General features: G+C 54.5%; 13 protein-coding genes and 1 tRNA gene. 7 read left to right on the top strand and 7 right to left on the bottom strand.

From position 1 onward, the window contains the following. Positions 1 to 201 precede the first annotated feature (201 nt). Together MME58_RS20440 and MME58_RS20435 are read left to right on the top strand one after the other, a co-directional pair. Entirely contained in the window at positions 202 to 876 is a 675-nt protein-coding gene (locus tag MME58_RS20440) for a TPM domain-containing protein (RefSeq protein ID WP_055006198.1), read from the top strand. Positions 877 to 901: 25 nt separating this feature from the next. Then, on the top strand, positions 902 to 1,519 hold the full coding sequence (locus MME58_RS20435; RefSeq protein ID WP_054984275.1) for a TPM domain-containing protein: 618 nt from the start codon (positions 902 to 904) through the stop codon (positions 1,517 to 1,519). 57 nt (positions 1,520 to 1,576) lie between these two features. Here MME58_RS20435 and MME58_RS20430 read toward each other — a convergent pair whose 3' ends face one another. Both MME58_RS20430 and MME58_RS20425 read right to left on the bottom strand, forming a co-directional pair. Next, positions 1,577 to 2,593: an alpha-xenorhabdolysin family binary toxin subunit B gene (locus MME58_RS20430; RefSeq protein WP_054984274.1), complete on the bottom strand. Its 1,017-nt coding sequence runs from the start codon at positions 2,591 to 2,593 to the stop codon at positions 1,577 to 1,579. Next, positions 2,590 to 3,810 (bottom strand): alpha-xenorhabdolysin family binary toxin subunit A, encoded by a 1,221-nt coding sequence (locus MME58_RS20425; RefSeq protein WP_055006195.1) that lies wholly within the window; start codon positions 3,808 to 3,810, stop codon positions 2,590 to 2,592. The genes MME58_RS20430 and MME58_RS20425 overlap by 4 nt, the downstream gene beginning before the upstream one ends. Positions 3,811 to 4,107: 297 nt before the next feature. Between MME58_RS20425 and MME58_RS20420 the strand changes: the two genes are divergently transcribed. The 5 genes from MME58_RS20420 (at position 4,108) to MME58_RS20400 (ending at position 11,248) form a co-directional block, all read left to right on the top strand. Then, positions 4,108 to 5,328: a class I SAM-dependent methyltransferase gene (locus MME58_RS20420; protein WP_055006194.1), complete on the top strand. Its 1,221-nt coding sequence runs from the start codon at positions 4,108 to 4,110 to the stop codon at positions 5,326 to 5,328. A gap of 149 nt (positions 5,329 to 5,477) precedes the next feature. Further along, positions 5,478 to 6,626 carry an L-threonine dehydrogenase gene (yiaY, locus tag MME58_RS20415; protein ID WP_055007078.1) on the top strand — a complete coding sequence of 383 codons (1,149 nt, stop codon included), beginning with the start codon at positions 5,478 to 5,480 and terminating at the stop codon, positions 6,624 to 6,626. Positions 6,627 to 6,651: 25 nt separating this feature from the next. Then, the gene (locus MME58_RS20410) at positions 6,652 to 7,095 is read left to right on the top strand and encodes a GNAT family N-acetyltransferase (protein WP_055007079.1); all 444 of its coding nucleotides are present in this window, start codon (positions 6,652 to 6,654) and stop codon (positions 7,093 to 7,095) included. Positions 7,096 to 7,220: 125 nt separating this feature from the next. Next, positions 7,221 to 8,471 (top strand): pectate lyase family protein, encoded by a 1,251-nt coding sequence (locus MME58_RS20405; protein WP_055007080.1) that lies wholly within the window; start codon positions 7,221 to 7,223, stop codon positions 8,469 to 8,471. A gap of 563 nt (positions 8,472 to 9,034) precedes the next feature. Further along, entirely contained in the window at positions 9,035 to 11,248 is a 2,214-nt protein-coding gene (locus MME58_RS20400) for an AAA family ATPase (RefSeq protein WP_055007081.1), read from the top strand. Between the two features lie 691 nt (positions 11,249 to 11,939). Here MME58_RS20400 and MME58_RS20395 read toward each other — a convergent pair. From MME58_RS20395 to MME58_RS20375, 5 genes are all read right to left on the bottom strand, one after another. Continuing rightward, positions 11,940 to 12,013, bottom strand: a tRNA-Gly gene (locus MME58_RS20395). Positions 12,014 to 12,168: 155 nt separating this feature from the next. Further along, on the bottom strand, positions 12,169 to 13,050 hold the full coding sequence (locus MME58_RS20390; RefSeq protein WP_055007082.1) for an alpha/beta fold hydrolase: 882 nt from the start codon (positions 13,048 to 13,050) through the stop codon (positions 12,169 to 12,171). A gap of 296 nt (positions 13,051 to 13,346) precedes the next feature. Beyond that, positions 13,347 to 14,039, bottom strand: coding sequence for a pseudouridine synthase (locus MME58_RS20385; protein WP_054984269.1), 693 nt, complete (start codon positions 14,037 to 14,039; stop codon positions 13,347 to 13,349). Between the two features lie 35 nt (positions 14,040 to 14,074). After that, a complete protein-coding gene (locus MME58_RS20380; protein WP_054984268.1) occupies positions 14,075 to 14,311 on the bottom strand; it encodes a cysteine-rich CWC family protein in 237 nt (78 codons plus the stop codon). 40 nt (positions 14,312 to 14,351) lie between these two features. After that, positions 14,352 to 17,672 carry a dermonecrotic toxin domain-containing protein gene (locus MME58_RS20375; RefSeq protein ID WP_055007083.1) on the bottom strand — a complete coding sequence of 1,107 codons (3,321 nt, stop codon included), beginning with the start codon at positions 17,670 to 17,672 and terminating at the stop codon, positions 14,352 to 14,354. Between the last annotated feature and the right edge of the window lie 80 nt (positions 17,673 to 17,752).

The raw sequence follows: 17,752 nt of genomic DNA, 5'->3' as shown, positions 1-17,752 counted from the left end.
CCCCAAGGTGTGTACGAAAATGGTGGTTTGATTGATTTTTGTACAAACCCTGTTCGATCAATTATTGACCGTACCAGGCGTTGGCGGTGGATTATGCCGGGGAACTTGTGTTTTGGCTAAGGCGTGTCGTTTCAATAGATTCAAAAAAGCACCGGAGGTCTGATTTTGAAGTCTGTTTCACAGTGGGTGTTGTACGTGGTGATGCTGTTGGGAGGAGGGTTGCGTGCCGAAGCGGAGCCGCCCGCACTGGTTTTTCCGCCGATGACCGGCAGTGTTGTCGATGCAGCACAGATGCTTGATAGCCAGACCACGGTTCGTCTGGCCAGACTTCTGCGTGCCCACGAGCAAGCAACCGGCGAGCGCGTGGTGGTGGTGACCCTGGCCGATCTGCAGGGCACGAGTCTTGAGGAATTCGGCTCTCGGTTGGGCGATGCCTGGGGGCTGGGGCTACATGGTGAGGACAATAGTGTTCTGCTGATGGTTTACCGCGACAAGCGCAAGGTGCTCATGGAGGTTGGCGCTGCCCTGAAGGATCGTCTCAATGATGCGCAGGCTTCCTTGATCATCGATATGCTGATGACGCCCGAGTTTGACGACAATCGCTTTACGATCGGCGTCGAGCGTGGCACACGAGCGGTCATCGCGGCATTGGGTGGTCAGATACCGGATTATCCCGACCCGACCCGACAGATGTCGGATTATGACGAGCAGACCAGTGATGATCAGGTCTGGCTGATCGCTATTGTGCTGACTCTTGTCGTGCTGGGCATTGTGATAATCAGCATCAGACGTGGTGCTGCCCGGCCTGCTCGCGACAAAGCCGCTGACCGGAGTGGCGGTCGCTTCGGCGGTGGCGGGGCTTCGGGCAACTGGTAGTCGAACGATTCGGAATGAGGGAACCATGGCGTTATTGAACAGAGAAGAGCAACGGCAGGTCGCCGAGGCAATTGATCGCGTCGAGCAGCGCACCGATGCCGAACTGGTCACGGTACTGGCTGCCCGTGCCGACGACTATGCGTATATGCCGCTGATCTGGGCCGGGCTGCTCGGCCTGCTGCTGCCGGGTACGATCAATTACTGGGTTCAGTGGCTGAGCGCGGACGAATTGATGCTGGCGCAGATGAGTACGTTCATTGTCGTAGCGCTGGTCTGCCGGTTATCGAAAGTATCCGCCTTGCTGGTGCCGCTTTCGGTACGGCGCTGGCGGGCCGGGAATCTGGCGCGTCGACAGTTTCTTGAACAAAACCTGCACAAGACTCATGACGGAACAGGCATTCTGGTGTTTGTCAGCGAAGCTGAGCGTTACGTCGAAATTCTGGTCGATCATGGCATCGCCAGCCGTCTGCACGACGATACCTGGAAGGCAATGGTCGATGTATTCACCCAGCAGGTCAGGGACGGACAGACCTTGCAGGGGTTTCTGGGCTGTATTCATGCGTGTGGCGAGTTGCTTGCCGATCATGTTCCGGTGACCCACGGCAGGAATGAGTTGCCGAATCGGCTGGTGGTGCTGGGGTAATGACAAAAGGCAGGTGCCTATGAAGTCGACACCTGCCTTTCCTGAAACACATTTGCGTCAGAGGGCGCGCGTTACATCGTAAAGCGATTTTATGTAGGCCTTCAGGTGTTCGACATGCTGGCTGATCAACGCCGAAGAGTCAGGTTGCGACGCGATCTGATCCAGAAAATTATGGAGCGATTGATAAACCTTCCTGGCCTCTTTGACCCACAGCGCCTTACTCTCATCGATCTGCGCGAGCCCTGTCAGCTCATCGAGCTTAGCTTTGGTCTCCTTGGCTTCCCGAGTGATCGTCCGGGTCTGGTCGAGCAGGGCGTTATAGCGCGACCTCAGTCTGTCGCGTTCTTCAGTCAGATCCAGATAAGTCAGGGCGCTGCTGATCTTGCCGAGCAGATTTCCGAGCCTGGCAATCCCGGCAGTAACCAGCGCAAGTTCCGGTGACGGCAGGGTGACCAGTCTGAGCTCCTCCGGAGTAGGCAGCATTTCCTTGAATTGATCGGCAAGGCGGTACTTTTCAAATGCCTTGATGGTTGCATCGAGCAGGCGTCGGTCTTCCGCGATGGCACTCATTGCGCTCTCCAGCCCGGCCGAACGTTCGGTCATGCTGTCGATTTGTTGCTGGAGTGTTTCCGGTAGACGATTGCCTTCCAGCGTCAGATGTATCTGTGTCATATCATCGCTGCGCTCGACAATGGTGCGAGCGCTTTTGCGCACACTCTCCGTGAGATTCGACACCTGACGAATGCGCTGTCCGTTCAGCAGGCTGATCGCTTGCTTTCTTTGTTTATCGCTGAGTCTTTTGTCTGCCTCGATCTGCTGTTGCTTCAGATCAATCATCTGCAGATTCACAGTATTCAATTGCGTGGTGAGAGTGGCCAGTTCATGGTGATAGGCCTTGTCTGCGCTCGTCAATGCTGCTTGAAGCGGTCGCATCTTTTCTTTCATGACCGGCAGAAAGTCCAGTTTCAAAGCGCTCACCTGCGACAGAATATTCTGGTGAGCGGCTCTCATGACTTTATGGCAAGGCGGAGTGAGGACCAACGCTTTTTCAGGAGCTTCAATAGTCATGATCATTGTCCTGTGGTGCTGGAGATTTTTTCGCGTTGAAACTGAATAAGTGCACTTTCAAATAGCTTCAGCAACTGAGTGGTTATGCCTTTTATTTCCAGCCACGGTGTCACAACGCCCTGAAATTGCAGCGCGAAAATCAGCAGCGCCTGATCGTTTTTGATGTCCGCCAGTTCATCGGCTGAGCGATCGATGTACGCCGCCAGCAGTGCCCACAGGTCTTTCAGGTCGGTCGCGCTCTGATGAGCATCGTTTAAGCGAATGTCCATGTCTTCAAACATTGATTGCAGGCCGCGAACGGCGGCTGCCAAGGGGATTTTTTCCTTGAGCGCCTGAACTTTCTGGTTCTTGGAGGCGACCATTCGATTTTTTTCTTTTCGGATTTTTTCCGCCTTTGCGCCAAAAATGCCTCCCGTTATAGCGATCCCGATAGGCCCGCCAAAAATACCCCAGGCAATACTGTTTTTGGTCGCTTTGTATTCTTTGTTTTTGTGGTCTATATCGATCGTCAACTCTTCGATATCTTTTTCCAGGTCTTTGATCTGCTGATCCACGTCGGAGCGCTTCGCCAGTCCCGCCTTGTAATTGATATCAGGAAGGAGCTTATTGCTCAGGACGGTGCTGAACGTGTCGATGTTCCGCATCAACGTTCCTGCCGCGTCCTGATGATCCTTTATTTTTGAGGCGGTCTTTTTCAGGAACTGGGACAGCGTGATACAGACCTTTCGGTCGGTTTCGCCCAGCGGCATCGCTGGTGTATCGCGTACTTCTTCGATGGTCAAATCGTCAACGGTCAGGTCCAGCTGTCTGGCAAAATCCATCTTTTCGATGTAACTGATGATCTGTCGACCCTGGACCGAGAACTGCGCGGCAAACACGTCAAGGGTAACCCCGCTACGCTTGATGCCATTCTCGATAACCAGCCAGCTTTTGCCGTGATTATTGATGGTCGTATAAAGCAACAGCATGTCTTTGGGCTCAAGCCCGGGAATGCCACTTTTTTTGAAACCCAACTCTTGTTCGACACGCGCGAGCGAAGTAGGGGTATTAAGCGCGTACCGTTCGTAACGTTTCAGCGTGATGATGTCTTCCTGGCTCAGAACAAAGGCGGCGCTCCGGCCACCCTTTTTTTCATCATCAAGGAGAACGTTTACGTATTCCAGTGGCTTTAAAGTAACCCGAGCAATGTCTTCGTTTTCCAGGAGTGCTGCTTGGCTCAACATAATGCACGTTCCTTGTGCGAGTTATTGTGTCAGAGCAAAAAGCTCTAAAAGGTGAGGCTGATTGTTTGCAATCAGCCAGGGCAACTATAAAGCTGTTTTTGCCGGGCACAAGTAATGGCCTTTGGTTTTCGGTGGGGATTGTTTTACGGGTTATGTAGGTTTCGAATGGTCAGGCGTGCGTGTACGAACCGTCTGTGTACTCAAGGAAAAATAGGGGTGCCCTTGGTACGCCGAGCCGCCTAAAATGCACGTCTGATTTTTCAAGTTCCCGTTGGGGACATTCGAGGCACATCTTCAATGTCAGTCATTACTCCTACGTCATCCAGCACTGCGAGCGATCACCGCGTGCAGTTCCTCGGCCTGCTGGACATCAGCCTGTCGCAGAACTCGTTGATCAAGCTGGTCCTGGCCAAACACGTGGGCAGCGAGGCCGATTTGCAGCGGATTATCATCAAACCGCTGACCGTCAAGGAGCAGCTTTGCCTGACATTTGTGTACCGCTACAAGACCCGCGACATCACCAAGAATTTTCCGCTTGCCGAAGCCGCGGACGTTATTGCCAGCCTGATCCCTGAGTCGTTCAAGAACGCACACTTGCTGTCGCTGACCGACGAGGTGCAGCTGGAGTTCAGCAAGAAGGGCAAGACGACGCTGTTCAAAAGCAAGGCTCAGCAACAGCGCCAGGTCCCCGCGGCAGGTCATGATCGCGAGAAAAAGCGCTATCTGGAGCTTACCCGGCCCTTCCTGACCGACCTTGGTGTGACCAATCGGCAGCATGAACTGATTCCGGCGATGTCGCGCAAATGGAAGCAGATCAACAAGTTCATCGAAGTGTTCTCCCATGCCTTGAGTGCGTCGCCGCTCAAGCTCGATCGACCGATCAAGGTCGCGGACTTCGGCTCAGGCAAGGGTTATCTGACTTTCGCTATCCACGATTACCTGTGCAATACCTTGCAGGCGCAAGGGCAGGTGACCGGTGTCGAACTGCGCGAAGACATGGTGACGCTGTGCAACGAGGCTGCGGTGAAGCTCGATCATCCCGGTTTGACCTTTGCGCACGGTGACGTACGCACTGTGGCACCCCGTGCACTGGATGTGATGATCGCGCTGCACGCCTGTGATATCGCGACCGACTACGCCATTCATATGGGCATTCGCTCCGGCGCCTCGATCATCATGTGCTCGCCGTGCTGCCACAAACAGATCCGTCTGCAGATCCAGAGCCCGGCTTTGTTGAAACCGATGCTGCAATACGGCCTGCACATGGGGCAGCAGGCAGAAATGGTCACTGACAGCCTGCGTGCCTTGTTGCTGGAAGCGTGCGGTTATGAAACCAAGGTGTTCGAGTTCATCTCTCTGGAGCACACCAACAAAAACAAGATGATCCTCGCCGTCAAGCGTGCCGAACCGGTCGACCCAGCCCTGTTGCTGTCGCGTATTCAGGAGCTCAAGACGTTCTACGGCATCAGCGAGCATTGCCTGGAAACACTTCTGCAAGCGGACGGTTTCATCGGCTGATAGAGGGGCTGCTACCCGGTAGCGGGCGACCTTCGACCAGCGGTATGACGTATGACGGTTTTCCTTGCGCTGGGTCAACTTTCGTACCTCGCGCAGGGCGGATGCTTGAGCTATTACCCAAGCATCCGCGCTACCCACGAGGGTCCGTCATGATCAGCACCTTTTTTATCCCCGCTGTGAACATCATCGGCACTGGCTGCATTGATGAAGCCATGCTCGCCATACGCAAATACGGATTTCACAAGGCCCTGATCGTCACTGATGCCGGGCTTGCAAAGGCCGGGGTGGCCGGTCAGGTTGCCGGGTTGCTGGTGGAGCAGGGTATCGACTCGGTGGTGTATGACGGTGCCCGTCCCAATCCGACCATCGCCAACGTAGAGAATGGCCTGGCCTTGCTGCAAGAACGTCAGTGCGATTTCGTTATCTCGCTTGGCGGAGGTTCGCCCCATGACTGCGCAAAAGGTATTGCCCTGTGCGCCAGCAATGGAGGGCACATCAGTGACTATGAAGGCGTCGACCGCTCGGCAAAACCGCAGTTGCCGCTGATTGCGATCAACACCACCGCCGGAACCGCCAGCGAAATGACCCGCTTCTGCATCATCACCGATGAGGCTCGCCACGTAAAAATGGCTATCATTGATCGCAACGTTACGCCGCTTTTATCGGTAAATGACCCTGAGATGATGGTCGCCATGCCCAAATCGCTGACCGCCGCGACCGGCATGGATGCCTTGACCCACGCAATCGAAGCCTATGTCTCGACGGCTGCCAACCCGATCACTGACGCTTGCGCGTTGCAGGCCATGGCACTGATTGCCAACAATTTGCGTGATGCCTTCACCAACGGGGCGAACATCACTGCGCGCGAGAACATGGCTTATGCCCAGTTTCTGGCCGGCATGGCGTTCAACAATGCGTCATTGGGCTATGTGCACGCGATGGCGCACCAGTTGGGCGGCTTCTATGATTTGCCACACGGTGTGTGCAATGCTGTTTTGCTGCCTCATGTGCAGCGCTTCAACGCCAGCGTCAGCGCTGCACGCCTGACCGATGTTGCGCATGCCATGGGCTGCAATATTCGCGGCCTTTCTCCGGAAGAGGGCGCTCTGGCGGCAATCGATGCCATTCGTGCACTGTCGGCTGCTGTGGATATTCCGGCAGGTCTGGCACTGCTCGGGGTCAAGGAAGAAGATTTTCCTATACTGGCCACCAACGCCCTGAAAGATGCGTGCGGTCTGACCAATCCGCGTTCCGCCGGGCTTGAGCAGATCCAGGAGATATTTCGCCAGGCACTTTGATCGATCGGAACAGACAGGCTGAAAAATGGCAACGCTCAGGCCCTACACCCTTACGGATCGGAATGTCTGCCTGGATATTTTCGACAGCAACGTACCGCATTACTTTGATCCTGCGGAGCGCGAGCAATTTGCCAGCTTCCTGATGGCTCCATTGGGTCATTACTTCGTTGTCGAGCGTGATGGCGCTGTTGTGGCTTGTGGGGGCTATCTTGTGCTGTCGGACCCATCAGTGGCCGAACTCACATGGGGCATGGTCCACAATGAGCTGCACGGCAGCGGCCTTGGCCGATTTCTGACCCAGGCGAGGCTTGATCTGATGAGGGTGTTACCGCGCGTCACCCGCGCCTTTATCAATACGAGCCAGCATGTTCAGGACTTCTACTCGAATCTGGGGTTTGTCATGGGCGCTGTCGAACTGAACGGGCATGGCCCTGGCATCGACAGTGTGAGGATGGAGCGGGCACTGTGAGGAATGATCTTCGCGGCTGAACAGAGGCTGACCAAAGTCGCAGAACATGGGGAAGGCAGGTTTCTGTCCGTTTAGCATGCAGACTGTTTTCGCACCCCCTGCGAATAGGTCCGGAAGGTCAACACATGAGGCCTGTAAGTGCTCTTTTCCAATGCGTTGCTGCTTTGTTCCTGATGTGCTCGTTAGAACAGCACTTGCAGGCTGCTGAGGCGCCGGAAGGTTTTGCCAAAGGCGTTACAGGTGGCGGAGCCGCCACGGCAGTGCATCCCTCGACACTTGACGAGCTTCGATCTGCGTTGTGCGCATCTCGCGATTCACGCGGTGCCTGTACCGATGAAACCCCGCGGGTCATCGTTCTGGACCACGTGTTCGACTTTCGCAGAAGCGTTGTTGTCAGCGGCAGCACCGAAACCACCGAACCGGGCTGTGTGGTCAAGCCGTGTCCGCATGGCGGCGAACAGTTTGCGCTCAATGGTGCCAACAACTTTTGCCAGTCGAGGCCTCCAGTCATGGTGACCTACGATAATGCCGGGCTGAAGCCTCTGAAGGTCGGATCGAATAAAACCCTGATTGGTGTGGGCAACAAGGCTGGCATTCAAGGCGCGGGGCTGTTCATTGGTGACGGCGCACATAACGTGATTGTCCGCAATCTGACCCTGTCCGATATCAACCCCAGCGTTGTATGGGGCGGAGATGCACTCACGCTGAACAAGGCGGATGGCATCTGGATCGACCACAACACCTTCGCACGTATTGGCAGACAGATGATTGTGACCGGATGGGGCGCAGCCTCGCACGTCACCCTTTCCAGTAACGAATTCGACGGCCGCACGCCTTACTCGTCGACCTGCGACGGTCATCATTACTGGGTCTGGCTGTTCCTTGGCAATCAGGACACGCTGACGTTATCGAGAAATTACATACACGACGGCTCGGGAAGAGCGCCGCATTCCGGCGGAATGAAAAATGCGCAGGTGCACGCTCAACTGGTCAACAACGTCTTTCAGCGCATGACCTATCAAGGCGCAATCATGTCGCGAACGCCATCTTCACAGTTGTTGGTTGAAGGAAACGACTTCGAAAAAGTAACTCACCCGTTGTTCAACGATGTGGACCAGCCGGGCAATGCATTCGCGTTGTTCGATCCGGGCTCAGCCGGTGCCAACGACGTCTGCATGAAAACTATCGGAAGGGCATGTGTGGCAAATCAGCAACGGTTGAGTGGTGATGACTACCGCCCCCAGGACGCCTCTGTATTGAACGCGTTCAGGGAATACCGGCAGTTTCTGTTGGTGCCGATGCCTCCAGAACAGGCCCGGGTGCAGGTGCCACGTGATGCCGGTGTAGGGAAGATAGATGTCGGGACTATGAGGTGAAAGTCCGAAAGCATGATGCTGTGTCGACGGGAGCTTAGTATCGAGGGGCTGGTCGGAGCGATGTTTAAAATGACAGCGATATTTGCTTCACTTTTGCATGGCATGAATGCGTTGCGAAAGGGGAAGGGAAATCGAAATAGATGAGTTCATGCTGAAGAAGACAGACTGCTGAGAAACCAGGTTGTACTGAAAACGGTGGAGCGGGTAGAGGGAATCGACCCCTTATAGGGCAGGAGGCCACTCAAAGTGTGTAAGTGTGTAAGTGTGTAAGTGTGTAAGTGTGTAAGTGTGTAAGTGTGTAAGTGTGTAAGTGTGTAAGTGTGATCGAACCTCCACCCTGAAAAATTCTGGCTAGCCGGGCATCGCTCACCAATCCAGCCATCACTCACCTGTCGAGTAAAGGCGTGATCCTACCTGCTCAGTCCCCAGCGCCTCCGAGCAGCCCTAAGATCTCACCCCCCAAAGCATCTCCTATAACCGCCTGTAGGATAGGGCTATGAAATGGCCACTACGCTGATATAGTTTTGGCGTCAATTGACCCTACCTGCAAATGGAATGCCTTTATGATCAAAACAATCTCACTCAAGGGCGTCACCAGCTACCCCCATGACCAGCCGGTCATTCTTGGCCCGCTGAAACGTGTCAACCTGGTATACGGGCTCAACGGCTCGGGGAAATCGACGGTTGGAGACTATTTGCAGGATCTCACTGGCAACCGATATCAAACTTGTCAAGTTGATCCAGCTATCAAGCAGGATCAAGTCTTCGTATACAACCAGAAATTCATTGAGAAAAATTTTCACCAGGAAAGTCATCCTGGAATCTTTACATTGAATGAAGGCAATATCGAAGCGAAAGAAAAAATCGCAGAGTTACAACAAAGCTTAGAGACGGCCAATAAAGAAGTTGATCGTATAAAGACGAAGCTGTCAGAGGGGGATGAGGCTCACGGCAGATCATTAATGACCTACAAGGATGCACTTTGGGATATCAGGCTGGAGTTTGAGAAGGGCGATCTGGCTACCTGTTTCAGAGGTCAGAGGAACAAGGAGGCTTTCAAAGATCAGTTGGAAAAAATTCCCCTTCCTACAAGTCCTGTCCGCACAAAAAAGGAACTGTCCGATGTTACGAAGTCGCTGAGTTATTCCGACGCGAGCTCCATAGCAGCCCTGCCTGAATTAAGCTTTGCTGGAGCGTCACTAGAAAATGATCCGATACTGACTAAAGTTATCACTCCCTCCGGCGATTCTTACCTAGCCGACCTGATCCAAAGACTAGGAAACTCAGACTGGGTCAAGAAAGCGTTGCCCTATCTAGATCATTCTGAGAATGCATGTCCTCTCTGTCAGCAAGATCTACCTCACGAATTCCAACGCAATGTCAAGTCGCTATTCGACGAAACCTACGATCAGGAGGTTTCTAAGGTCGTGGTGCTCAGAGAAAAATATATTAAAGCCGCTGATGCATTGGAGTTTGAATTAGAGGCACAGGCCTACACCTCTTCAGCGATCCAGTCAGAGGCTGACTTCATCAAGGCCAAAGGCGAATTGAAGCGGTTGCTCACGATTAATCGCACAAGGTTAGCGGATAAAGAAGAGTCCGTGTCCAAATCCTTATCTCTAGAGTCAACGACGGCTGCAGTAATTAACTTGAATGCGGCAATCAAGGCTCAGAAAGCCAAGGATGATGAGTACAATCTTAGGTTGAGCAAAAAGGATCAACTCTTTTCGCAAGTTGTCGCAGAGATGTGGCAAGTCATGCGTCAGCAAGCTGAGAAGACTATTGCTGCCCATAAGGAGCTTGCGAAATTCTATCTTAAAAATTCTGCTGAGTTGAATGCTAAGAAAAAAGAGCTAAGCGACCAAGTGCTTCGCGATCTTGCTTCAATTACTGAATGTCAGTCCAAGATGACTAATGTTGATGAGGCAGTTAAGAAAATTGATGCTGCCATCGCGAATATCGGTATCACTGGTTTCAATCTGAAGAAAGTTGACGGTGACGAGACAAGCTATCGATTGGTTCGGGGAAATAATTCAAATGACGTTTACAGGTCATTGAGTGAAGGTGAGAAGACTCTGATCACTTTTTTGTATTTCCTCGAACTTTGCGCAGGTAGTGTAGACGCTGAAAAGCCTGTAGTCGCTAGCGAGAGGGTCATTGTGATCGATGATCCGATTTCAAGCCTGTCGCATAACTATGTTTACGAAGTTGCAGCTCATATCTATCATCGTGTTCTATGCGCTACCCTGAAATTCAAACAGATAATCGTGCTTACTCACAACTTGTTCTTCTTTCATGAGCTATTAAAAAATGCTCCTAAGAGCGTTACTAAGCAATACGCATGTTTCAGAGTTTCTAAAGGCGCTCATAGTGCGATTGCCCAGTTGGGTCAAGAGGAAATCAAGAACGATTACGAAAGCTATTGGCAAGTGATCAGAGAGGCTCGTGATTCTAAAGTGCATGCTGCGGTGCTTCCTAATATGATGCGTAATATTCTGGAGCACTATTTTGGCTTCATCCATAAGAATGATGATCTGCTAAAAGCCCTTGAGGTGCTGGAAAGAGTTGATCATGAATTCAAGCCCCTCTATCGATATATAAATAGACAGTCACATGGTGGTGCGATTAATGTCACTGACTTTGGTGGTTGGAGCGCAGACAAAATGATTGAAAAATTTGAAGGCGTCTTTGCGAGATCCGGATACCCCGAGCATTACGCCGTCATGATGGGCGGTATAGCCGGGGAGGAAGAGGGCACTAATCCTACGGGCGCATGACGGCCACTGACGTCAAAAAGAGGCCATGCTAGGCGGTGGTGGCGATGTGCCACACAATGCTTCCAATCCCCATAAGTCGCTGCTAGGATAGCCCCGCAGCTACCACCAGCGACTCCTTTCCATGCTGCCTGACCCTCCAAACCGCATGAGCTTTGCGCAAGGGGCGCAAAGGCTATCAGCAGGCAATGCTGAGAAAATATGGAGGGTTCTTCCATGAGAAATCATGAGAAAGTCGTACCTGTACGACAATACGAACGTTTCCGCTTTGGTCGTTGGGAGCAGGTGCGTAAGCACCGCCGTTCCCTGCCTCGGCGGTAATGGATGAGTTTGGTGGTAGCTGCACTATTTACTTTCCCCCTCTACGGTGGGCATCACCCACTGACCCGTTGGCGACCTAGGCGCTGGTCGTGCCTCATCAAGCATAAAATGATCGATGACGTCGACGCCTGAGTCCTTTAGGTAGTCAACCACCTCGTGGTAACGCTGGGTCACCAGCAAGCCTCGCTTCAATCCCACCCGAGCAGCCTGCGTCACCTCAATAGTGTACGCCAGCGACGTTATGCAAGCGCCTACGAACTCGTTAGTCGTGCCGTTGCTGCTGTGTGTCCCAAGGAGGGGATAGGCGATAATTGAGCGCGCGGAGATTTAGAGCCGAAGCGTCTGATTAAAAAAAATTTTTCTTTGGAAGGGATGGAGCGGGTAGAGGGAATCGAACCCTCAACTAAAGCTTGGGAAGCTTTCGTTTTACCACTAAACTATACCCGCTCTGGGACCTGCTCTGAGCGGCTGACTTTGTACCAGAACCCTGCCTCGATTTGAAGCGCTAATTTCATCGCGCAGCGATTTCCCGTCCGTCACATCACACAAGCCCTCCGCCAGCAGCACATGTGCATGTGCTGATGGAGGGGCGTTTTCGGGTTTCAGAAGGCGAAAGCATGGTGCCCCTGAACCCGGCTATAGACGTTTGTTGATGCTTCTGCCGGTTGCAGGAAATTCATGAGCACGTGTTTCGAGTCGCGGCAGGCGGCCTTGTGTTCCATGTCCAGAAAGTGGCCTGTTGCGTCGACGGTACTGAAGCTGCAGTTTTGCAGGTACCTGGAGAACTGCGCTGCGTCTTTTGCGGAGGTGTATTCGTCCCAGTCACCGTTGATGAACAACACCGGGGCCTTGATACGCTTTCCTGCGGTCAGGTAGTTGTCCGGATCAAGTTCCAGCACCTGACTGAAGTGATAGTGCATCTGGTCGTATTCATGACCGTCCAGGCTGCTGACGTGGCGATAGTTGACGCGCTTGAAAAGCGATGGCAAGTGCTTGCCGATGGTGCTGTTGATCAAGTGGCCCATGTCATAACGGCTATGCGCGCTGAGGTAGTCGAGGCCCTTGTCCAGGTACTCGCGCATGGGGCCGTTGATGACCGGGGAGAACGAACTGATGACCGCGCTCTCAATGCGTTTTGGTTGGTGGGCCAGCGCAACCAGTGTCGCTGCGCCGCCCCAGGAGAAGGACAGCACGTGCTCGGCGTTGAAGTGGTCGATCAGTTCCAGCAGGAGTTGGCCTTCCTCTTCCCGGGTAAGAGGGGCACCGTGCAGATTGTGAGGCTTGGATCTGCCCGAATAAGGCTGGTCATACAGCACCACATTGAATGTCGGATAAAGGTTACGCAAGGTTTGGGCAAAAGACGCGGTGGTGGCCAGTGAGCCGTTGACCAGAATGATGGTCTTTGCGGCGGCGTCGGTGCGATAGAACTCGGTATAAACCCGAAACTGTCCTTGTATGTCCAGCACTGCTTTTTCTGGCGACATAGGTGTAACTCCTGGCGTAAACAGGTATGCGTGCACATGACGTTGCACGAGTTTCGTGACAGGCAGGCGATAGCCGATGAAAGGCCCATGTCGATCCGATAGTCTGTTCGACAGGTATTATTATTGGCGGGCAATTTGTCGCGAGCCCGTGGCTCTGTGCGACAAAGAGTTTCTTGGAATAATGGATGGACTCATCAGTCGCATCAGGACTGACCATTGCAGTCAAGCAGTCGATTCCTCAACCCGCAAGTGCCGTTCGTACCTTATTCGGGTAATCCGCCAAACGGTTGTGACTTTCAGAACAGGCCGATTTCCGTGGCGTGCAACGCCCGGTAGCTGCCGGGTGCCAGCGCAGGATCCAGAGCCAATCCACCGATGTTCTCTCTGTGCAGGCGCAACACTTTGTTATCGAAGTGGCCGAACATCCTTTTCACCTGATGGTAGCGACCTTCGACAATACTCAGGCGTGCGCTGCGTGGACCCAGTAAGGTCAATTGTGCCGGTTGCGTGGTTATCCCTTCGAATGAGAAATACAGACCTGCAGCAAACAGGGCGGCATAGCGCTCGTCGATCAGTTGTTCAGTCTCGACGTAATACACTTTGGGCATTTTGGTCTGTGGCTGTGTGAGGCGTCTTGACCACTGGCCATCGTTGGTAATCAGCATCAGCCCAGTGGTATTGAAGTCCAGTCGCCCGGCGATGTGCAGTTCGTGCTTGTCAGGCTCGTCCAGCAAGTCGAGGACTGTCGGATGCTGTGTATCGACTGTCGCACTGACGCAGCCTTCAGGCTTGTGCAGCATGAAGTAGCGTGCCGCCTTGCCCGCCTGCAGAATTTCCATGTCGAGCGCTACACGGCTGAACTCGCGTACTTCGTGATGCGGATCGCGAATCGTACGCCCGTCTACCTGCACCCTGCCGCTGGCCATCGCGAGGCGCACGCTTTTGCGATTGAAACGCGGCAGGTTACTGAGGAAGCGATCAAGACGCATGGTGGTAGCGGCGGGCGGGAGAGGAGAGGCGCATCTTATTCCGTGATCCGGTGCGGGGCCTGACCGGACGCTGCATCCGTTATCCCGGCGCAACGCGGACACAGACACGCTTTATCGCGAATGTCATCCGGCAGAGCTTCAAGCCGCAGCGGGTCGATGCTTGCCGAAAAACACCAGCAGGGCTGTGCTGCCGTGCGCGGATCGGCCAGGCTGCATTGGTTACTGAAGCCGCACAGAGGGCAGAGGCGCGTGTCGTTCAGGACGGTTGTCATGCGGGTTCAGGCACCGTGCTCGATGATCGTGGTAGTCAGTTCAGGCGCTCCTGCCAATGGACTGCGCTGTGGGCGCATGATAAACCGGCGCACGGCGTAACAGTGCAGATATCGCTGCGCAACGGCAATGCAGCAGCAGAATCCTGTCGTAATGAATGCCCTGCGCCGACAGGCTGTTGAACAGGTCGTTCAGCGAAGGGGGCGTCATGCCGAAGCGGCTGCGTACCGTCAACACATCCATTGGCTTGGGTGGTAGCCAGCCTTTGAGTGGTGAGCCATTGGAGTTGCCTACCACGCGGGCAATATCGTCATAGCTCTCGCCACTGGGTGTCTGGAACTTGGACAGACTGTAGTTTTTCAGCCTGCCGGGCAGTGATGTTCCGGAGATGACCTTGTCAGTCATCAGCAATGGTTCAAGCACTGGCTGCATCAGTGAATGTTCTGCTGTGCTGGAGGCAGCAAACGGCCGGACATTCCCGTTGACGACGCGATGCAGTTGGGGGTCGACCAATTCGTAGCCATGAGGCGCATAGGTTCGTATTTCTGTGCCGTTGGGGATTTTCACTGTTGCCGTCCACGGTGTGTAATACCCGTGGGTGCTGACCACCAGAGTCCGCGCCTGACCTCTGTCCGATGTCCAGAGCAGAAAACGCCCGCCCAGCTTCCAGGCATGCACCGCTACCCGGCTGGGCGCTGCGGCGCCGGTAATGGTCCAGCGCTTGAGCAGCGCGTCGGTATGGAAGAATTTTTCCAGCCGGGTCTGGCGCGGCTTTATTGGTCGTATGCTCAATCGACCGGGGCCCCGCGCGCCAGCGGACGACACTGAAGATACTCCTGCCGTATGACCTGCAGGTTTGACGATTTTAGTCAGCGTGCGCAGCAGCCTCGGTGTCTGCGGCCCAAGCTGTAGCAAGCCCAGTGATAACGTTGCCAGCAGCGCCTGATGTTTTTCTGCGTAACGCCTGCCCGGCAAATTTGCAGAAGCAACGCTCAGCGCTGCAAGACCGACTTCCGCCGCCAGCGACGCGAAATATACCGGTGTCAGCAACAGCGATATGGGTGCCAGCAAACGCTGCAACTGGTGTAGTCGGTCTGTCCAGTAGGCCAGTGAAACCTGTGCAGGGGTCACGATCTGCTCCTTGGCATCATCCAGCGAGTTCTGTTCGAGGAGTTGGTGCAGGTAAGCGAACGGCGAGCCCTCCAGCTTTTTTTCGCACAACGAGTGGTGCATGGCTTTTCGTGTGTCAGGGTTGTACAGCGCATCCGTCCATGGGCGCAGGAGGGAGGCGGGCGGAGTGGGGGGCTGAGCACCGCCCCATAGTTTGAAGAGATAGTCCAGCCGTTGGTGATGGCGTAGCGGAACGTAGCGCATCACGGCTTCCCGCCAATCCGGATGTGCGGTTTTCAATTTCAGATAGCGTTCAAGTTCACTGTCGTCCGAGAACTGGACAAAGGCCTCGGGGTGCCCTGGTTGATAAAGCACGTTCGGTTTGTCGGTGTGCTTGAGTATCAGCAGCCCGGTGTATTGATGTTCCATGCCGTCGATCAGCGAACCCTGAACGAAAAAACCGAGTGCCAGCCAGTGACCTGGCGCAGAGCCAGCCAAGGCTTCAACGACCTGATCGAAGCCGTTGCGTTTGAGACTGCCGCGCTTCAGGCTGATCAGCGCCTGATTGATAAAGGCCGATCTGAATGCCTGTTCGATGGCTGTTTTTTGCTGTCTCCAGAATGTCTGGATGTGCCCGGTCATCCAGGTCAGAAAATCGAATGCCTTGATGTAGTCCTCAAGTGCCTGCGGCGTGATTGCCAGTCTCTGGCCCTGAGCTCGTTCGCCCTGGCCTGTGCTATCCAGAAAGACCTCTGTAGTACCGTCGTGATCAATGTAACCCTCGGGTGAGTCGACCCGGTAGTTGCTTATCAACGCCTCGCTCAGGCTGATCGGTTTTTCAGCGGGTGTGTGAACATGGATGGGCGGATTGCGGGGGCTGCCCAGCGGGCTGACCGAGTTACCGGATTGATAGGCAATGAACACGTGATCGGGATTAAGCGTCAGATTGTGATGTTTCAATAGATAGGCCGCCATGACCTGCGCAGCCATCCTGGGGGCTGAGGGGATCTGTTCCAGAAGAGTGGACGCTGTTTGCCAGAGGTCTGCCGCACCGGCCAGCGTAAGGCTGCGTGATACGGGTTTGAGCAGGTCGATGTTTTCGCTGTTGAATTGCGTCTCTGTGAGCGATGCCTGGCTCAGTTCGGTAAAAACATCGCCTGCGAGCAGCGGGGCGTCGGCAACGATGACTGCGTCCTGATCGAGCGCATGCAATGCGTGGCCGTACAGTCCCGAGACGTTCATGGCCGCCAGCAGCCTGCGGGTCATCTCGCCCGGATCCTCGCTGATGTATTCGATGACGTTGCCCTTGGCACCCAGTATGTGAATGAAACAGTGGGAGGTGGCTTTCGACCTCACCTGAAAAATACCCTGCACGGTGTCGCCGTTGAGTGACAACATGCGGATCTCGGATTTTTGACCGCGACCGCTTTGCTCAAGGGTCGCCACGTCGGCAGGGAAATCGCTCAGCCCCAAGGCGTCCAGCGTCAGGAAATAGCCGGCCCGGCTGATGTGCCCGGAGAGAAACTGGCGAGCCAGCACATCCAGAAAGCCCAACCGGGACAAGGTGCGAAAAGTGGCTGCGTGCCGAGTTCGAAAAACCTCGAGTGCTGTGCTGTAGTCACGATCCAGATGGGCTTCGCTGATCCACTTGACGAGCTGCGTTGCGCTCAGTGACGAGGCCTCTTCAGGCCAGTGCGTACTGGTGATTTCACTGCGATACAGGCGCACGAACTGCCCCGGATCAAAGGTCGCGGACAATGCCACGTCGGTCAGGGACAGCTCGATGCTGTAAGACTCGTGCCCCTCGTCGTTCAGTGCGGGCAGGGTCTGGGTGCTGAACGTGACCCCTAACGTATCCGGGTCCAGTGCCTTGCCGGTTCGTTGGGTGAGCAGCGCGACGAGCTGTTGGCGGACATGGTGTCTTCGGTTCGGCGGGAGATCCATGTCCAGCTGGCAAGCCTTGAGGAGCAAGACCGAGTCGGCAATCAATGGGAAGCCAGGGCTTTTACGCAACGCTTTGAGGGGGCGTTCGATGTGTGCGGCCGGGGCCTGTGGCTCGTGCTCCTCGGTCGGCGGCAGTGGATGTTCGCGAGGCGCAAGCTGAAGCGCTGGCAGCGCGAATGGCACTGAAGCATTGAGCGTGTCGTGTCGGTTGCTGCTGTACTCTGGCAAAAGAATGCTCGGCTGTTCCAGCAGAAAAGATGAGGGGTGAAAAAGGGTGTCCTGACGAAGCGGACTCCAGATGTGGTTCATGACGGCCGGTCGAAGTGAGTGGATGCTCACTATGTCGTGAAGGCGGTCCGGGTATGACATAACTATGTAATACCCGAGCC

The sequence above is a fragment of the Pseudomonas syringae pv. tagetis genome, from assembly GCF_022557255.1.
GTDB lineage: Bacteria > Pseudomonadota > Gammaproteobacteria > Pseudomonadales > Pseudomonadaceae > Aquipseudomonas > Aquipseudomonas caricapapayae.
This window is presented reverse-complemented; position numbering and strand designations above follow the sequence as displayed.

What these genes read in the sequence shown, in the direction of transcription:
- MME58_RS20410 (WP_055007079.1), top strand. Translation starts at nt 6,652, where the DNA reads ATGGCAACGCTCAGGCCCTACACCCTTACGGATCGGAATGTCTGCCTG.
- MME58_RS20390 (WP_055007082.1), bottom strand. Translation starts at nt 13,050, where the DNA reads ATGTCGCCAGAAAAAGCAGTGCTGGACATACAAGGACAGTTTCGGGTT.
- yiaY (WP_055007078.1), top strand. Translation starts at nt 5,478, where the DNA reads ATGATCAGCACCTTTTTTATCCCCGCTGTGAACATCATCGGCACTGGC.
- MME58_RS20425 (WP_055006195.1), bottom strand. Translation starts at nt 3,810, where the DNA reads ATGTTGAGCCAAGCAGCACTCCTGGAAAACGAAGACATTGCTCGGGTT.
- MME58_RS20400 (WP_055007081.1), top strand. Translation starts at nt 9,035, where the DNA reads ATGATCAAAACAATCTCACTCAAGGGCGTCACCAGCTACCCCCATGAC.
- MME58_RS20380 (WP_054984268.1), bottom strand. Translation starts at nt 14,311, where the DNA reads ATGACAACCGTCCTGAACGACACGCGCCTCTGCCCTCTGTGCGGCTTC.
- MME58_RS20375 (WP_055007083.1), bottom strand. Translation starts at nt 17,672, where the DNA reads ATGAACCACATCTGGAGTCCGCTTCGTCAGGACACCCTTTTTCACCCC.
- MME58_RS20430 (WP_054984274.1), bottom strand. Translation starts at nt 2,593, where the DNA reads ATGATCATGACTATTGAAGCTCCTGAAAAAGCGTTGGTCCTCACTCCG.
- MME58_RS20385 (WP_054984269.1), bottom strand. Translation starts at nt 14,039, where the DNA reads ATGCGTCTTGATCGCTTCCTCAGTAACCTGCCGCGTTTCAATCGCAAA.
- MME58_RS20420 (WP_055006194.1), top strand. Translation starts at nt 4,108, where the DNA reads ATGTCAGTCATTACTCCTACGTCATCCAGCACTGCGAGCGATCACCGC.
- MME58_RS20405 (WP_055007080.1), top strand. Translation starts at nt 7,221, where the DNA reads ATGAGGCCTGTAAGTGCTCTTTTCCAATGCGTTGCTGCTTTGTTCCTG.
- MME58_RS20440 (WP_055006198.1), top strand. Translation starts at nt 202, where the DNA reads ATGCTGTTGGGAGGAGGGTTGCGTGCCGAAGCGGAGCCGCCCGCACTG.
- MME58_RS20435 (WP_054984275.1), top strand. Translation starts at nt 902, where the DNA reads ATGGCGTTATTGAACAGAGAAGAGCAACGGCAGGTCGCCGAGGCAATT.